The organism is Streptomyces sp. NPDC055815 (assembly GCF_053616475.1).
Genome location: NZ_JBSHDU010000053.1, coordinates 17,538 through 32,691 on the forward strand (window position 1 = coordinate 17,538; position 15,154 = coordinate 32,691).

A 15,154-nucleotide genomic window follows, 5' to 3' on the forward strand; every position below is an offset into this window, starting at 1 on the left:
ACCCCAGAGCTTGGCTTCTCCCCCTCCTGAGGGAGGTGGATTCCTACGGCTTGCGCCGTGGGCTTTTCTGCTTCGCAGCCAACTGCCCGCCCGGAGTTCTCCGTTGAGGTCTTACACCGGCTCCACAGACCGACACCGCCAGCCCGGCGGCCTTGAGGTTCTTCGCCGCGTTCACGTCCCGGTCGTGGGTCGTGCCGCAGCCCTCGCACGTCCAGATGCGAACCTGCAGCGTCAGGCTCTTGGCGAGCGTGCCGCAGCGGGAGCACAGCTTGGAGGAGGGGAAGAAGCGGTCGACCGCGATCACTTCCCGTCCGTACCAGGCGGCTTTGTACTCCAGCATGTCCCGGAACTCCGACCAGGAAGCATCACTGATGGATCGGGCCAGGCTCCGGTTCCTGACCAAGGTGCGCACGGTCAGGTCCTCGATTACGAGCGTTTGGTTTTCACGCACGAGTCGAGTGGTCAGCTTGTGCAGCCCGTCCCGCCTGCGGTCGGCGATCCGGGCGTGGATCTTGGCGACCTTCCGTCGGGCCTTGGCCCGGTTGGCGCCGTCGCCTTTGGCCTTGCGGGCAAGGCTCCGTTGGGCCCTGGCCAGAGCAGCGCGGTCGCGGCGCTCGTGCCTCGGGTTGGCGATCTTCTCCCCGGTGGACAGGATCAGGAGGTGGTCGAGGCCCACGTCGATTCCGACCGCCGCGTCCGCCTTCGGGAGCGGTTTCACGGAGGGGTCCTCGCACAGCAGCGAAACGAACCAGCGTTCCGCCTCGTCCTGCGAGACGGTGACCGTCGACGGTTCCGCGCCCTCCGGCAAGGGCCGGGACCACACGATGTCCAGCGGCTCGGACATCTTGGCCAACGTGAGTCGGCCTTCTCGGAACCGGAACGCGGACGTGGTGTACTCCGCGGTCCGACGGGACTTCTTCCGAGACTTGAAGCGCGGGTACTTCGCACGCTTGCCGAAGAAGTTCGCGAACGCTGTCTGCAGGTGCCGCAGCGTCTGCTGCAACGGCACCGACGAGACCTCGTTCAGATAGGCCAGTTCTTCGGTCTTCTTCCACGCGGTCAGCATGGCCGAGGTCTGGTTGTAGTTGACCCGCTCCTGGCGCACCCAGGCCTCGGTACGGGCCGCGAGGGCCAGGTTGTAGACCTTGCGTACACACCCGAACGTGCGCGACAGCTCGGCTGCCTGCGCATCGGTTGGATGGAAGCGGTAACGGAAAGCTCGCTTAACGTTACTCTCGGTCATGCTCACAAGTTAGTGTCACTATGCGTGAACCGCAAATCCGCTGGTCGGAGGGGCGCGATCTGCTTCTGCGGCAAATCTCAGCCCCTCGCCCCGACCCACAGGAGTCCACTTCCTACCCCCACCCAAAGGTGGGGGTATCCACGGAGGAATCAAAGATGAGCAACGGCCAGCAGTACGACCCGTACGGCAACGGGCACGGGCAGCAGAACCCCGCCGACGTCACGCAGACGTGGGAGGGCCAGACCTGGGACACCTCGTACCAGCCGGCCGTCTCGTACGAGCAGATCCAGGCCGCCCAGGCCCAGGCCCAGGCGCAGGCCGTGCCGCTGCCGCAGCACCATGCCCCAGTGGTCGACGGGACCCCGGAGCCGTACGAGCCGTACCCGTCGCAGGGGAACCCCGCCGCGTACTACGCGGAGCCTGCGGTCTTCGCCGCGCCCGCGACACCGGCTCACGCTTCCGTGGTCGACGAGGGGCCCGCCTACTCCTCGCCCACCACCTCCGGGAACGCCCGCGTCACCGACGCCCAGCGGGCCCGTGCCGAGGGCCGCTCGCCGATCATCGACCCCGGCATGCAGCCCGCCGCCCTCACCGCCGTCCTCGGCCTGCTGCTCGCCGGCGGCGCCTCCCTCGGCTCGTACGGACTCCTCGTCCCGCTCGTCCTGCTCCAGGGCCTCACCGCCGCCGGCTGGTTCCGGCTCAACGGCATGTGGCCCGCCCGCCAGGGCATCGCCCTCGCCTTCCTCGGCGGCCTCGTCGCCGACGCCGCCCTCCTCGCCACCGGCCGCGAGCACGCCGCCGCCGCGATCCTCGGCACGCTCGGCGTCTGGGTGCTGCTCTGCCTCGTCCTGCAGCTGCGCAGCCACGCCGACCCCGACGAGCGCATGTACGGCCTGATGGCCACCATCGCCTCCGCCGCCCTGACCGTCGTCGCCACCGGACACCTCGGCGCCGACCCGGACGCCGTGACCGTCGGCGGGGTCGCCGTCGCCGCCGCCGTCCTCGCCCGGGCGCTGCCGCTGCCCGGACCGGTCTCCGTGATCGCCGCCCTGCTCGCCGCCGCGGGCGCCGGGATCGCGGCCGGCGGCCTCACCGACCTGGGCACCTCCGGGGCGCTCCTCGGCCTCGGCGCCGGAGTCTGCGCCCTCGTCGGCCTGCGGGTGGCCGCCTACGACTACCCCTCGCGCTTCGTCCACATGACCGCCGGCATCGCGCTGCCCCTCACCGCCGCCGCGCCCGCCGTCTACCTGCTGGGCCGCGCCCTGGCCTGACCTGGGGTTCTTCCTGCCCGGGGAACCAACCGGCCCCCCGACACGTCGATCTTCGTGTCGGGGGGCCGGAACTTTTGAACGAACGAAAACGGGGGACGCTCAGCCCATGCGAGCACTGCGGATTCTGTTGATCGTGGCCGTCGTGCTGGGCGGGATCCTCGTCGGGATCGACCGCCTCGCCGTGTCGTACGCCGAGTCGGAGGCGTCGAGCCGGGTGAAGCTGTCGGCCACGAAGAGCGACTCCATCGAGGTCGACATCAAGGGCTTCCCCTTCCTCACTCAGGTCGCGGACAAGCGGTTCGACGAGGTCGACGTGAAGGCGACGGGCGTCACGGCGACGGCCGGCGACAAGGACATCCGGGTCGGCGAGCTGACCGTGTCCCTGCGGGACGTGGCCGTGACCGGCGACTGGGCGGGCGCGAAGGCGGGCTCGGCGAGCGGCACGGCCCTCATCTCGTACGCGGACCTCACCGCCGCGTCCGACCGCGAGGCCACCGTCGCCTACGGCGGGAACGGCAAGGTCAAGGTCACCGGCAGCGTGAAGATCATGGGCCGCAGCCTGACCCGCTCGGTCCTCTCCACGGTCACCGTCGTGAACGGCGACACCATCAAGGTCCGCGCCGACGAGGTGCCGGGCGGCGGCATCCCGGGCCTGGAGGAGCTGGTCCGGGCGCGCACCGACTTCGAGCGCCCGATCGGCCTGATCGCCGGCATGAAGGTCGAGAAGGTCGAGCCGCGCCCGGACGGCCTGGCGGTCACCGTGTCCGGCAAGGACGTCGTCCTGGCGGGCTGAGCGGCGGGCTCGGGGGCCGCGAGACGAGTCGAGCACCTGCGCACGGGGCCGAGAGACGGGCCGAGCACCTGCGCACGGGGCCGCGAGGCGGGCGGAACACCGCCCACCTCGCGGCCCTTTTTCATATGCTGAGACGCGGCCGTCCGATCCGCAGATGGCGAAGCGGACACCGCGACGCGGAGGCGTCCGGAGCCGACTCGTACCGTGATCACGTCTCGCATCTCGGACGATCGCGTCTCAAAATACGACACACCGGTGACACGGCCGCCTGTCCGTCCCTACGATCGAGGGCATGAAGCGACAGGCGGATCTCACGAAGCGGCGGGCAGTAGACCTGTGCCGCGTCGCCGCCATGCTCTGTCGCTCAGTCTGAGCGGGACGCCAACTCCCGTATCCCTCAGGCCCGTCGACTGACGTCGGGGCCGCACCGTGCAGAGCCGTACGCCCGTCCGTATGACCGCATGTCCGTACGCACGCGATGACGCGTACCGCACCACACACCCGCACCACCGCAGCACGCCCCCGCACACTGCCCCGGAGGAGAACAGCATGGCTCGCAGCGACGTCCTGGTCGACGCGGACTGGGTCGAGGCCAACCTCGACAACCCGCAGGTCGCCATCGTCGAGGTCGACGAGGACACCTCGGCGTACGAGAAGAACCACATCCGCAACGCCATCCGCATCGACTGGACCAAGGACCTGCAGGACCCGGTCCGCCGCGACTTCATCGACCAGGAGGGCTTCGAGAAGCTCCTCTCGGCCAAGGGCATCGGCAACGACACCACGGTCGTCCTCTACGGCGGCAACAACAACTGGTTCGCCTCCTACGCCTACTGGTACTTCAAGCTCTACGGCCACCAGGACGTCAAGCTCCTCGACGGCGGCCGCAAGAAGTGGGAGCTCGACTCCCGCGACCTCGTCGCCGAGGTGCCGGCCCGCCCGGCCACCGAGTACAAGGCCAAGGCCCAGGACGCCTCGATCCGCGCCTTCCGCGACGACGTCGTGGCCGCGATCGGCGCCCAGAACCTGGTCGACGTCCGCTCGCCCGACGAGTTCTCCGGCAAGCTGCTCGCCCCGGCGCACCTCCCGCAGGAGCAGTCGCAGCGCCCCGGCCACGTGCCGAGCGCCCGCAACATCCCGTGGTCGAAGAACGCCAACGACGACGGCACCTTCAAGTCGGACGACGAGCTCAAGGCCCTCTACGAGGACGAGCAGGTCGACCTGGCGAAGGACACCATCGCGTACTGCCGCATCGGCGAGCGCTCCGCGCTGACCTGGTTCGTCCTGCACGAGCTGCTCGAGGTCCCGAACGTCAAGAACTACGACGGCTCCTGGACCGAGTACGGCTCCCTCGTCGGCGTGCCGATCGAGCTCGGCGCCAACAAGTAACCCCCACTTCTTCTTCAGGACAGGACAGAGAACATGTGTGGAGCTCAGGTCGGCGGCCCCGACGTCAGCACGCTCAAGCCCGGTGAGACGGCCATCCAGGGCCAGGTGACCAAGGACGGCGAGCCCGTCACCGGTTACGTGCGCCTCCTCGACGGCTCCGGCGAGTTCACCGCCGAGGTCCCGACCTCGGCCACCGGCCAGTTCCGCTTCTACGCGGCGACCGGCGAGTGGACCCTCCGCGCCCTGGTCCCCGGCGCCCAGGCCGACCGCAAGGTCGTCGTCACGGAGGCCGGCGGCCTGACGGACGTGGCCATCGCGGTCTGACCCGCGAACGCGGAGAAACACCGCACCCGAACGGCCGGAGGGCCGTGCCTCCTGGGGGGTTTGGACGCCTATTCCAGGACACTGAGGCACGGCCCTTCGGTCTGTCCGCGTCAGGGGCGCGGTCGTACGCTGAAGGTGTGTACGCGCGACGTCGGCACGTCTACTTCTGGATGATGGGCGTCTGCCTGGTGCTTTTCGTGGGCGCCTGGGCCGTCGTGCGCCTGTTCTCGATGCCGGTCGCCATCGGCATGTGCGTCGTCGCCATGGTCATCCCCCCGATCGCCGCGATGGTCGCCAACCGCCGGGGCCCGGAGGACCGCTGGTGGGACGATCCCTCCGGGGATCCCAAGTCGGACGAGTGGTGGGACGAGCTGGACGGCAAGAAGCGGCGCGAGTCCTAGACGGCAAGAAGCGCCGCGGGCCCTGGTCCTGGCTCAGTAGACGAGCGCCTGGGTCTCGTCGGACATGGCTTCCTGGACGAAGACCTGGGCGCCGGCGATGCGGATGCCCTCCAGGACGTCCTTCTCCGTGATCTCGCGGCGGGCCGCGCACTGCGTGCAGAGGGTGATCCGGCCGGCCGCCAGGATCGAGTCGATCAGGTCCGGCAGCGGCGCGGCGTGCGGGAGTTCGAACTCCGCCGCGCGGCCCGGGAGCGCGAACCAGGAGGACTCGCCGGTCAGCCAGAGCGAGACCTCGACGCCGCTGGCGACGGCGACCGCGGCCACCGTGAAGGCCTGGGAGCAGCGTTCGGGGGCGTCGGCCCCTGCGGTCACCTTGATCACGAGCTTCTTCGCCATATGCCGAACTGTAATGCGCGGCACTGCAACCTCATGCGCCCCTCGCGTGTCAGCTGTGTGCGCGGATGACGGAATCCGCGCTTCAGGTCTCGTGGGGGGACTCTTGAGTATCGAAGAAAGTATCCAAAATACGGATACAACATCACCGCCCGAGCCGGAGACGGCCACGGAAACCGCTCCTCCGGTCCAGAAGCCGCGCCGCCGTGTCCTCCGTACCGTCGCGCTGATCGCCGTCGCCGCCGTCATCGGCCTCGTCGGCGGCACCGCCGTCGGCTACGGCATCCAGGCCGACCGCGAACCCACCGCGCTCCCGCCGCTGAACCAGCCGGGCCTCGCGTACCCGGCGAAGCCGCTGCCGAAGGGCCAGGAGCCGGAGCCGCCGGCCGCGAAGGACGACCGCCAGGCCAAGGCCCAGGGCGACCTGCGGAAGCTGCTGCTGCCGAAGCCGGCGGGGGCACGGGCCGACGGCCAGGACGGCTGGCAGTCGCTCTCCGAGTACGTCGACGACTTCACCCGGCCCGAGGACGCCCTGGGGTTCCAGCTCGACCAGGAGATCCGGCGGATCGCCACCCGGTCGTGGCGCGTGGGCGAGTACAAGCGCGTCGAGATCAACCTCGTGCAGTACCGCTCCACCTCCGGGAACGGAGCCCTCGAACACGTCAAGGCGCAGCAGCGCATCGCCATCGGCGACGGGAAGTCCGATTCCCTCGGGGAGCCCGTGAAGGGCTCCGAGAACGGTCGCTACTTCCTCTACCCCGTGCACCGCCAGGCCGGATACCTGGACTTCTACGAGGCCCGCGCCTTCATCCAGCGCGGTGACATCGCGATCACCATCCTCATGTACGACACCAAGAAGATCGCCGAGAACGAGATCCGTTCTCTGGCCGAGCGGCAGCTGGGGCGCCTGTGAGCGAGAAGTCCGGGAGCCGCACGCGCCGGATCCTGAAGAACGTGCTGGCCTCCGTGGTCGTGCTCGGCGCCGTCGGCGGCGGCGTCGCCTACACCGCCGTCACCGTCGACCGCGCCGACCGGACCGCCCCCACCGTGGCCTGGGCGGACCCCACCGCGACCGCGACCGCCAAGGACCCGGCCGCCGAGAACAGCGCCCGCGGCAAGGCGTCCACGCCGATGAGCAGGCTCCTCCTGCCCGTGCCCGAGGGCTATGTGCTCGGCGCGGACATCGAGGGATACGGGAACGACGACGAGATCCCGGCGAAGCAGGCCGCGGCCCTCCTCAAGCAGACCGGCAAGGCCTTCTACGGCAAGAAGCGCCGCGCGTACGAGAAGGAGGTCGACCGGCTCGGCATCCAGGGCATGGCGATGCGCTCGTACGCCGCCCAGGACAGCACCCTCCAGGCGGAGGTGATCGTCCTGCGGATGAAGGACAAGAAGACGGTCCGCGAGTTCTTCGAGCTCCGCAAGGAGATGTCCGAGGTCTTCAAGCTGCGCAAGGGCCCGAAGATCAAGGAGTACGCGAAGAACTCCGCCTGCTACCTGGCGCCCAAGCCCGCGAAGCCCGAGCAGGACGGCGAGGACGAGCGGACTCCCGACCTCCAGAAGATGACCTGCTCCGCGTACGACGGGGAGGTCATGGTCACCGTCACCGCGTTCGGCGCCGAGCCCTTCGACCAGAAGGCCGTGGCGGACCTCGTCGAGCAGCAGCTCCGCCACATCCAGTCCCCGGGGGAGTACGTATGACCGAGCAGATGACAGAGACGGACGTCCCGGAAGCGGCGCCCGCCGCGCCCCGCCGGTCCCGCCGGGTCCTGTGGGCCGTCGCCCGCTGGACCGCCGCCGTCGTCGTGTGCGGCGGCGTGGGCGCGGGCACCGCCATGGGGATCACCGCCTTCGACCGGAACGACGTGCCCGGCCTGGCGACCGAGAACGACGGGCGCTGGGCGTACCCGCAGCTGCGTCTCCCGGCGCTGCCGGCGGACCGGCCCCGCCCGTTCACCGAGGGCAACGACGGTGAGGTCCACTACGCCGACGTGCGCGAGCTGCTGCTGCCAGCGCCGGCCGGTGCGACGGTCGACCCGAAGCTGAACGGCGGGTTCGTGCCCACCGACTCGTACCTCGCGCTGTACGGGAAGGAGTCCCGCGACGAGCTGAAGCGGGCCCTGGCGGACTCCACCCTGCGGCACGTCGCCGCCCGTGGGTGGACGACGCCGGACGGCACCCGCACCAGCATCCACCTGCTGCGGTTCAGCTCGGTGGCGTTCGCCGAGGCGTTCAAGGACGAGGCGGTGCAGGCGGACGCCGCGGACGGCCCCAAGGCCCTGCCGGACGGGGTGGACGGCGTCGTCCTGGACAGCTTCGCGGACGACATCGGCGTGGCGGACACGAGCGCGTACGCCTTCCAGGAGAAGAAGCCGTACGGGCCCGAGCAGGTCCGCTGGGCCTATGTGCAGGCCGGCGACACCCTCGCGCTGATCACCCAGACCCGTAAGGGCGAGGCGCTCGCCGTGCCGTTCCAGCAGACCGTCACCCTGCAGAACCAGCTGCTCGGCTGATCGTCCCGGAGACCCACCTCACCGAGTGGGCCGGACCCCCGCCCACTAAGCTGGGGTCCGGCCCGTTCCGCCTTCACCGCTCAGTCGAGGAGCACCCCGTGATCGTTTTCTTCGAAACTCTCCTGGTCCTGGTCGCCGTCGGCGTGATCGCCTTCGCCGGTCTGACCGTGAAGAAGCTGTACCAGGGCCAGCGGTAACCACTTCTAGAGAACGCCAGAGCTGCTCATGATCGAGATCCCGTCCGACCTCAACCCGGACCTCGTCCCCCTCGCGTTCCTGCTCGGTACGTGGGAGGGCGCGGGTGTCTCCGACTTCCCCGGCGCCGAGAAGTGCAACTTCGGCCAGTCCGTGACGTTCAGCCACGACGGCCGGGACTTCATCGAGTACCACTCGCACTCCTGGGTCCTGGACAACGACGGCAACAAGGTCCGCCCGCTGGAGAGCGAGAGCGGCTACTGGCGGATCGACAAGGACCGCAAGGTCGAGGTCGTCATGGTCCGTGACCAGGGCATCGTCGAGATCTGGTACGGCGAGCTCGCCGACCAGAAGCCGCAGATCGACCTGGCGACGGACGCCGTCGCGCGGACCGCGGCCTCGGAGGCGTACAGCGGTGGCAAGCGGCTCTACGGCTACGTGAAGAGCGACCTGATGTGGGTCGGCGAGAAGGCGACCCCCGAGGTCCCGCTCCGCCCCTACATGTCGGCCCACCTGAAGAAGGTCGTGACGCCGGAGGAGGTCGCGGAGATGGCCCGCAACCTGCCCGACATGCCGGACGACGGCATCGCGTTCTTCCGCTAGACCGGCGATCGCCTGAGCGGCGATCCCCCCGTTCCCCTCCGGGCCCATCGACCTGCTGGTCGGTGGGCCCGGAGTTGTTAATCCCCGGCCGGCGCGAGCCAGGGGGGTTAACAAAAGCTAGATGACTGCGATCCCCTTGCGGCGGGATGCGATGCGGAGTACCTTCATGGATGCAGGGACCCGGTAACGGAAAACCCCCGGCCGCATGAGGCGTGGCCGGGGGTTTTACAAGCCGTGCTTCAGGCGGCATGCCGAAGCAGAGGCGATCCTGAAGCGTTCCCGGGAAGCATAACGCCTGGCGTGGTGGTCCGCCACAGGCTGTTCATCGGCATGCGCCATCAGCAAGGGGGAAACGTGGAAGAAGAGCTGCCCGCATGGATGTCCGACGTCTTCTCGGAGGCCAGGCTCCGTGCCTACACGGACTTCACAGGTGGGGACCGTACGGCGGCCCTCCGCCTGTACTGGTGGAACGTGGAGGCCTCGGCGGCGCTGTTCGGGCCGTTCCACTGCCTTGAGGTCGCTCTCCGCAATGCCGTTCACGACCGGCTGGCGGAGTTCCACGGGCGCCCGGACTGGTGGACCGTGGCTCCGCTCAGGAGCGGAGGGCTGCGCAAGGTGGACGAAGCCCGCCGCGCCTGCCAGGGGCGGGGGAAGTCCGGTACGCCGGACGAGATCGTCGCCGAACTGTCCTTCGGCTTCTGGCGGCAGCTGCTGACGCGCTGGAACAGCCGGGACTTCTGGGTACCCGTCGTGCACAAGGCGTTTCCCGGCTACCAGGGTCGTCGGGACGTGCTCGACGACCAGGTCCTGTCGCTCGTGCTGCTGCGGAACCGCATCATGCACCACGAGCCGATCCACCATCGCGACCTCCGGGAGGACCACGCCAAGCTCTACCGGATCATGGGGTACGTGAACCAGGATCTCGCCAAGGAGATCCGGTCGATGGACCGCTTCCCGGCGGTGCTCGCGGCCAAGCGTGACGCGCTGCGCGGCCGCCGGCCGCCCCGGTTCTGAGAGGGTGACTCCTGTGCGTCCACTCGCTGAACGACTGGTCACCCGGTCGGACATCGCTCGCCTGGCAGGCGTGAACCGCCCTGCCGTCACCAACTGGGCCCGCCGCCACGACGACTTCCCGCAGCCCGTCGCATCCGAACGGACCGGCACGGGAGCGGTGGACACGTTCCGGGCCTCCGACGTGGCGGCGTGGCTCGCGACCAGGCGGATCCCGGTCGGCGGGCTCCAGGCGGGCGAGCTGGAGGGGACGACCTACGGGGATCGGTTCCTGGCCTCCCTCGGGGTCGGTTCGCGAACCAGCCCGCAGACCGTTCTCACGCACATCCTCGACAGGCTCCGGGGCGAGAGCACCACGGAGCGCGTCCTCGACCTGCTGATCGCCGTCACGTACGTCATCGCCGTCCGGTCCTCCGACGAACTCTCCCGGTCCGTCGACGTGTGGTGGGCCGTGCGGCGGACCCTCGCCGAAGACGGCATCGAAGCGGCGGGCCTCGGAGGCCCCGCCGGCGAACGGTGGTGGCAGGAACGTTCCGCGGATTTCGCGGCTCAGGTGCTCGTTGCCGAGGGCTGGGACCGCGACACGGCGATCGAGGCGTTCGACTGGCTCGTCGAGCAGCGCAGCGGCATCGAGGGGCGGCGCGGTAGCGACCTGGTCACGCCCAAGGCGGTGCGCCGCCTGATGGCGGAACTGCTGTCCGGGGTCGATGACGGTGCCGAGAGAACGATCCTCGACCCCTTCTGCCGTACGGGAGAGATCCTGGACACCTGCGCCGCCGTCGAGCGGGAGCGGGCGCCGGGGGCGTCGCTCGCCCTACGTGGGGTGAGTGGTGGGGCGGAGGACGCGACTCTGGCTCGTATGCGGCTGACCCTCCGCGACACCGACCACGCAGTGGACACCCGCGGCTTCTGGTGGCCGGAGCCCGGACAGCGGTACTCGGCGGTCGTGAGCAACCCGCCGTTCAACCAGCGCACCGAGGAACCGTACCGCTACGAGGGGCACTTCCCGTACGGCACGCCTCCTCGGCACAGCGGGAACTTCGCCTGGCTCCAGCTCGCCGTCTCCGCGCTCGCGCCGGGAGGCAGGGCGGCCGTTCTGATGCCGAACATCGCCGCGCAGTCGGCCAACCCGGCCGAGCGTGCGATTCGCGCCGCCATGGTCGAGAGCGGTGCGGTGGAAGCGCTGGTCGCGCTGCCGCCGCAACTGTTCGGCAGGGCCACGAGCATCCCGGTGACCCTGTGGCTGCTGCGCAGTCCCACCGGTGTCCCCGGGGACGTACTGTTCGTCGACGGGGCGTCGCTCGGCAGCATGGCCGACCGCGTCCGGCGTGTCCTCTCGGCGGCCGATGTCGCCTCCGTCGTGGATGTCTGCCTCCGATGGCGGTCGGCTCAGGCCGGAGGGAAGGCATTCTCCGGGCGGAGCGGGTTCAGTGCCTCGGTGTCCCCCGGGACCCTGGCTGCCAGAGACTGGCTGCTCAGTCCCGTCCTGCATGTCGCCGCCGAACCCCCAGGGAGCACCTCCGACGTGGCGCCGCGGATCGGCCGATTGATCGACGACCTCGCGCGCCGGGACGAGCAGGCACGTGAGGCGGACGGGCGGGTGCGGGAGATCCTGTCCGGACTCGAGAAGGAGGGCAGGTGGAGAGCGTGAGTGATCCGCAGGAAGCGGGCGCTTCGCGAGAAGTGGGCCGTTCGCGGAGCGCTCCGACGGTACCCCTGGGCGAGATCTGCGACGTCCAGAGCGGGATGCCGGCGCTGAAGCCGGAGCAGTACGCAGCCGAGGGACTGCCCGTCATCCATCCCGTCGACCTCGTAGACCACCGGCTGACGGCGTCGCCCTCCCGCCACGTGCCCGCCGAGGAGGCGGAACGGCTGAGAAGGTATGCCGTCACCGCCGGTGACCTCCTCATGACCCGGTCCGGGACGGTCGGACGTGTCGCGCTGACCACCCCGGACGAACAGGGGTGGCTGCACGGCCCGTCGCTGATCCGGCTGCGGGTGCGCACGCCTGAGTCCGTCGACCCGCAATACCTTCTGGCCTTTCTCTCCTCGTCCGCCTCACAGGAATGGATCGGCCGTGCCGCGGCCGGATCGACCATCCAGCACCTCTCGATGCGCCTGCTCGCCGAGCTTCCCGTACGCCTGCCGGGTCTGGCGGAACAGCGGCGGGTGGGCCGGACGCTCAGGGCTCTGGACGAGAAGATCCGGGCACACGAGGCCGTGGTGCGTGCGACGCGGGCGCTCCGGGGAGCCTTGACGGACACGATGACGACGGGCGATGTCCACGACTCGGACGCTTCGGACCGGTGACTCGGCGGGGGCCCGGCGCGGGGCCGTCACTCCTACACTGGGGGGCGTGGTGAGTACCGACTGGAAGAGCGACCTGCGGCAGCGCGGCTATCGGCTGACGCCGCAGCGTCAGCTTGTCCTGGAGGCCGTGGACAAGCTGGAGCACGCGACCCCGGACGACATCCTCGGCGAGGTCCGCAGGACGGCCTCCGGGGTGAACATCTCCACCGTGTACCGGACCCTGGAGCTCCTGGAGGAGCTCGGGCTCGTCAGTCACGCGCATCTGGGGCACGGGGCCCCGACCTATCACCTCGCCGACCGGCACCACCATCTGCACCTGGTGTGCCGGGACTGTTCCGAGGTGATCGAGGCGGACGTCGAGGTGGCCGCCGACTTCACCGGGAAGCTCCGCGAGACCTTCGGGTTCGAGACGGACATGAAGCACTTCGCGATCTTCGGCCGCTGCCGGGACTGTTCGAACAAGGAAGCTGCCGCCGAGTCGTAGGCTCTTCTGTATGAAGAGCCCTCTGTTGTCCCTGCCCGGCGCCGTCCCCGCCGAAGGCCGCGACGAAGGCGTCGCCGCGCACTACGGCGACCTCTTCCGCGAGCAGCGCGCCCTCGCCGAAGGCAACGGTTTCGTCGACCTCTCGCACCGCGGTGTCGTCGCCGTCTCCGGCGACGACCGGCTGAGCTGGCTGCACCTGCTCGTCACCCAGCACATGACGGAGCTGCCGCCGGGGCAGGCCACCGAGGCGCTGATCCTCTCCGCGAACGGGCACATCGAGCACGCCCTGTACCTCGTCGACGACGGCGAGACGGTGTGGGCGCACGTCGAGCCGGGGACGCGCGAGGAGCTCGTCGCGTACCTGGAGTCGATGAAGTTCTTCTACCGGGTGGAGGTCGCCGACCGTACGGAGGACTTCGCCGTCGTCCACCTGCCGGCCGGGTCCATCGCCGAGGTGCCCGCGGGTGTCGTCGTACGGGAGACCCCGCACGGCCGCGATCTGTTCCTGCCCCGGGCCGACCTGGAGTCCTTCGCGGCCTCGCACGGTCCGGCCGCCGGGATCCTCGCGTACGAGGCGCTGCGGGTCGAGGCGCACCGGCCGCGGCTCGGCTTCGAGACCGACCACCGGACCATTCCGCACGAGGTCGGGCTCATCGGCAGCGCCGTGCACCTCCAGAAGGGCTGCTACCGGGGCCAGGAGACCGTCGCCCGGGTGCAGAACCTGGGGAAGCCGCCGCGCCGTCTGGTCTTCCTGCACCTGGACGGCAGCGAGGTGCTGCTGCCCGGGCACGGCACCCCGGTCCGGCTCGCGGCCGACGGGGAGGAGGGCCGGCAGCTCGGCTTCGTGACGACCGCCGTCCGCCACCACGAGCTGGGCCCGATCGCCCTGGCGCTGGTGAAGCGGAACGTGCCGGTGGACGCGCCGCTGATCGCCGGGACGACGGCGGCCGCGCAGGAGACCGTCGTCGAGCCGTAGACCTCAGACCTCGATCAGTACCGTGAACGGGCCGTTGTTCGTGAGGGAGACGCTCATCTTCGCTCCGAAGCGGCCCGTCTCCACGTGCGCGCCCAGTTCCCGGAGGCAGCGCACCACCTCGTCGACGAGGGGTTCGGCGACCGGGCCGGGGGCCGCGGCGTTCCAGGTGGGGCGGCGGCCCTTGCGGGCGTCTCCGTAGAGGGTGAACTGGGAGACGACGAGCAGCGGCGCGTTCACGTCGGAGCACGACTTCTCGTCCTCCAGTACCCGGACGGACCAGAGCTTTCTGGCCAATTGGGCGGCCTTCTCCGGGGTGTCGTCATGGGTCACCCCGACCAGGACGCACAGCCCCTCGCCGGAGATCTCACCGACGGTCTCCCCTGCGACGACGACGCTCGCGCCGTCGACCCTCTGCACCACTGCTCGCATGCGCACCAACCTACCGAGGGTGCCGCCGACCGAAGGACGAGGGGCCGAACGGGTGCAGAGCGCCTGCACGTGCAGGTGCAGGAGTGGCACCATGCGGGGGAGGCGGTGCGGTTCCGCACCGGTCGAGGGGACGATTCTCATGAGTGCACCTGGCACCGGGCCGACGCCGTCCGGCCCCGTACCGCTGATCCGCTCCGGAACCCGTGGCGGAGGACCGGGCGGAGGACCCGTGACGCGCCCACCCGTGCAGCGGTCCGCCGAGCCGGCGGACCGGACGCAGCCCGACCGTCTGCAGCCCGACCGTCTGCAGCCCGGGTCGCAGCCCGACCTCGGCGCGCTGCGGCTGCCCGAGCTGCGCGCGCTGCGCCGGGACGCGCAGAGCGACGAGGCCGACCTGAGCTATGTGCGCCGGATGCTCCAGGGCCGGATCGACATCCTGCGGGCCGAGCTGGCGCGGCGGACCGATCCGGAGGCCCCGGTCCTCGACCGGCTCTCCGAGATCCTCGCCGACGTGCCCTCGCGGCACCGCAGTTCGGCGCGGCACGTGACGCTGTCGACGCCGCGCGGCGAGGAGTACCGGCGGCTCGCGACCGAGATGCTGTCGGAGGTCGAGCTGTCGGACCTGACGGCCCGTACGGACGACGAGCTGCACGCGGCGATGGGGCGGCTCGCGGGGTACGAGCAGCAGATCTCGCGGCGCCGGCAGCACCTCCAGCGGACCGCCGACGACTGCAGCGCGGAGATCGCCCGCCGCTACCGCGAGGGCGAGGCCCAGGTCGACGACCTGCTGGCCTGAGGTCCGGGCAGGCCCGAGCGTCT

The 15,154-nt window shown here is 70.2% G+C and carries 19 protein-coding genes; 16 read left to right on the plus strand and 3 right to left on the minus strand.

Going from position 1 to position 15,154, the window contains the following annotated elements; all coding sequences use genetic code 11:
• Positions 1-43 precede the first annotated feature (43 nt).
• Positions 44-1,243, minus strand: coding sequence for an RNA-guided endonuclease InsQ/TnpB family protein (locus ACWGN5_RS28590; RefSeq protein ID WP_453520326.1), 1,200 nt, complete (start codon positions 1,241-1,243; stop codon positions 44-46).
• 155 nt (positions 1,244-1,398) lie between these two features.
• Here ACWGN5_RS28590 and ACWGN5_RS28595 point away from each other — a divergent pair, with 155 nt between their 5' ends.
• The 6 genes from ACWGN5_RS28595 to ACWGN5_RS28620 all read left to right on the plus strand — a co-directional run bounded on the left by ACWGN5_RS28595 (position 1,399) and on the right by ACWGN5_RS28620 (position 5,421).
• Positions 1,399-2,514, plus strand: a complete 1,116-nt coding sequence (locus tag ACWGN5_RS28595; protein ID WP_453520329.1) for a hypothetical protein — start codon at positions 1,399-1,401, stop codon at positions 2,512-2,514.
• A 106-nt stretch (positions 2,515-2,620) separates the two neighbouring features.
• Positions 2,621-3,307 (plus strand): LmeA family phospholipid-binding protein, encoded by a 687-nt coding sequence (locus ACWGN5_RS28600; protein ID WP_453520331.1) that lies wholly within the window; start codon positions 2,621-2,623, stop codon positions 3,305-3,307.
• A 292-nt stretch (positions 3,308-3,599) separates the two neighbouring features.
• Entirely contained in the window at positions 3,600-3,680 is an 81-nt protein-coding gene (locus tag ACWGN5_RS28605) for a putative leader peptide (protein WP_350497993.1), read from the plus strand.
• 176 nt (positions 3,681-3,856) lie between these two features.
• The gene (locus tag ACWGN5_RS28610; RefSeq protein WP_369145551.1) at positions 3,857-4,696 is read left to right on the plus strand and encodes a sulfurtransferase; all 840 of its coding nucleotides are present in this window, start codon (positions 3,857-3,859) and stop codon (positions 4,694-4,696) included.
• Between the two features lie 33 nt (positions 4,697-4,729).
• Entirely contained in the window at positions 4,730-5,020 is a 291-nt protein-coding gene (locus tag ACWGN5_RS28615; RefSeq protein ID WP_389307668.1) for a DUF1416 domain-containing protein, read from the plus strand.
• Positions 5,021-5,121: 101 nt separating this feature from the next.
• A complete protein-coding gene (locus ACWGN5_RS28620) occupies positions 5,122-5,421 on the plus strand; it encodes a DUF3099 domain-containing protein (RefSeq protein ID WP_453520427.1) in 300 nt (99 codons plus the stop codon).
• Between the two features lie 33 nt (positions 5,422-5,454).
• Here the strand turns inward: ACWGN5_RS28620 and ACWGN5_RS28625 are convergent, their stop codons facing one another.
• The gene (locus ACWGN5_RS28625; protein WP_453520335.1) at positions 5,455-5,817 is read right to left on the minus strand and encodes a DsrE family protein; all 363 of its coding nucleotides are present in this window, start codon (positions 5,815-5,817) and stop codon (positions 5,455-5,457) included.
• Between the two features lie 103 nt (positions 5,818-5,920).
• Here ACWGN5_RS28625 and ACWGN5_RS28630 point away from each other — a divergent pair, with 103 nt between their 5' ends.
• The 9 genes from ACWGN5_RS28630 (at position 5,921) to ygfZ (ending at position 13,906) form a co-directional block, all read left to right on the plus strand.
• On the plus strand, positions 5,921-6,727 hold the full coding sequence (locus ACWGN5_RS28630; RefSeq protein WP_453520338.1) for a hypothetical protein: 807 nt from the start codon (positions 5,921-5,923) through the stop codon (positions 6,725-6,727).
• Positions 6,724-7,515 (plus strand): hypothetical protein, encoded by a 792-nt coding sequence (locus tag ACWGN5_RS28635; RefSeq protein ID WP_453520340.1) that lies wholly within the window; start codon positions 6,724-6,726, stop codon positions 7,513-7,515. The genes ACWGN5_RS28630 and ACWGN5_RS28635 overlap by 4 nt, the downstream gene beginning before the upstream one ends.
• Positions 7,512-8,327 carry a hypothetical protein gene (locus ACWGN5_RS28640; RefSeq protein WP_453520342.1) on the plus strand — a complete coding sequence of 272 codons (816 nt, stop codon included), beginning with the start codon at positions 7,512-7,514 and terminating at the stop codon, positions 8,325-8,327. The genes ACWGN5_RS28635 and ACWGN5_RS28640 overlap by 4 nt, the downstream gene beginning before the upstream one ends.
• A 225-nt stretch (positions 8,328-8,552) precedes the next feature.
• Complete coding sequence (locus ACWGN5_RS28645) at positions 8,553-9,125, plus strand: FABP family protein (protein ID WP_351180389.1); 573 nt, start codon at positions 8,553-8,555, stop codon at positions 9,123-9,125.
• Positions 9,126-9,479: 354 nt separating this feature from the next.
• Positions 9,480-10,139 carry a hypothetical protein gene (locus tag ACWGN5_RS28650; RefSeq protein ID WP_453520344.1) on the plus strand — a complete coding sequence of 220 codons (660 nt, stop codon included), beginning with the start codon at positions 9,480-9,482 and terminating at the stop codon, positions 10,137-10,139.
• A 70-nt stretch (positions 10,140-10,209) separates the two neighbouring features.
• On the plus strand, positions 10,210-11,787 hold the full coding sequence (locus tag ACWGN5_RS28655) for an N-6 DNA methylase (protein ID WP_453520346.1): 1,578 nt from the start codon (positions 10,210-10,212) through the stop codon (positions 11,785-11,787).
• Entirely contained in the window at positions 11,784-12,446 is a 663-nt protein-coding gene (locus ACWGN5_RS28660; RefSeq protein WP_453520348.1) for a restriction endonuclease subunit S, read from the plus strand. Before ACWGN5_RS28655 ends, ACWGN5_RS28660 begins: the two co-directional genes overlap by 4 nt.
• Positions 12,447-12,492: 46 nt before the next feature.
• A complete protein-coding gene (locus ACWGN5_RS28665) occupies positions 12,493-12,930 on the plus strand; it encodes a Fur family transcriptional regulator (protein WP_453520350.1) in 438 nt (145 codons plus the stop codon).
• Between the two features lie 10 nt (positions 12,931-12,940).
• Positions 12,941-13,906 carry a CAF17-like 4Fe-4S cluster assembly/insertion protein YgfZ gene (gene ygfZ, locus ACWGN5_RS28670; RefSeq protein ID WP_453520353.1) on the plus strand — a complete coding sequence of 322 codons (966 nt, stop codon included), beginning with the start codon at positions 12,941-12,943 and terminating at the stop codon, positions 13,904-13,906.
• 3 nt (positions 13,907-13,909) lie between these two features.
• Here ygfZ and dtd read toward each other — a convergent pair whose 3' ends face one another.
• A complete protein-coding gene (dtd, locus tag ACWGN5_RS28675; protein WP_453520356.1) occupies positions 13,910-14,335 on the minus strand; it encodes a D-aminoacyl-tRNA deacylase in 426 nt (141 codons plus the stop codon).
• 139 nt (positions 14,336-14,474) lie between these two features.
• Between dtd and ACWGN5_RS28680 the strand changes: the two genes are divergently transcribed.
• Entirely contained in the window at positions 14,475-15,131 is a 657-nt protein-coding gene (locus ACWGN5_RS28680) for an RsiG family protein (RefSeq protein ID WP_453520358.1), read from the plus strand.
• Positions 15,132-15,154 lie beyond the last annotated feature (23 nt).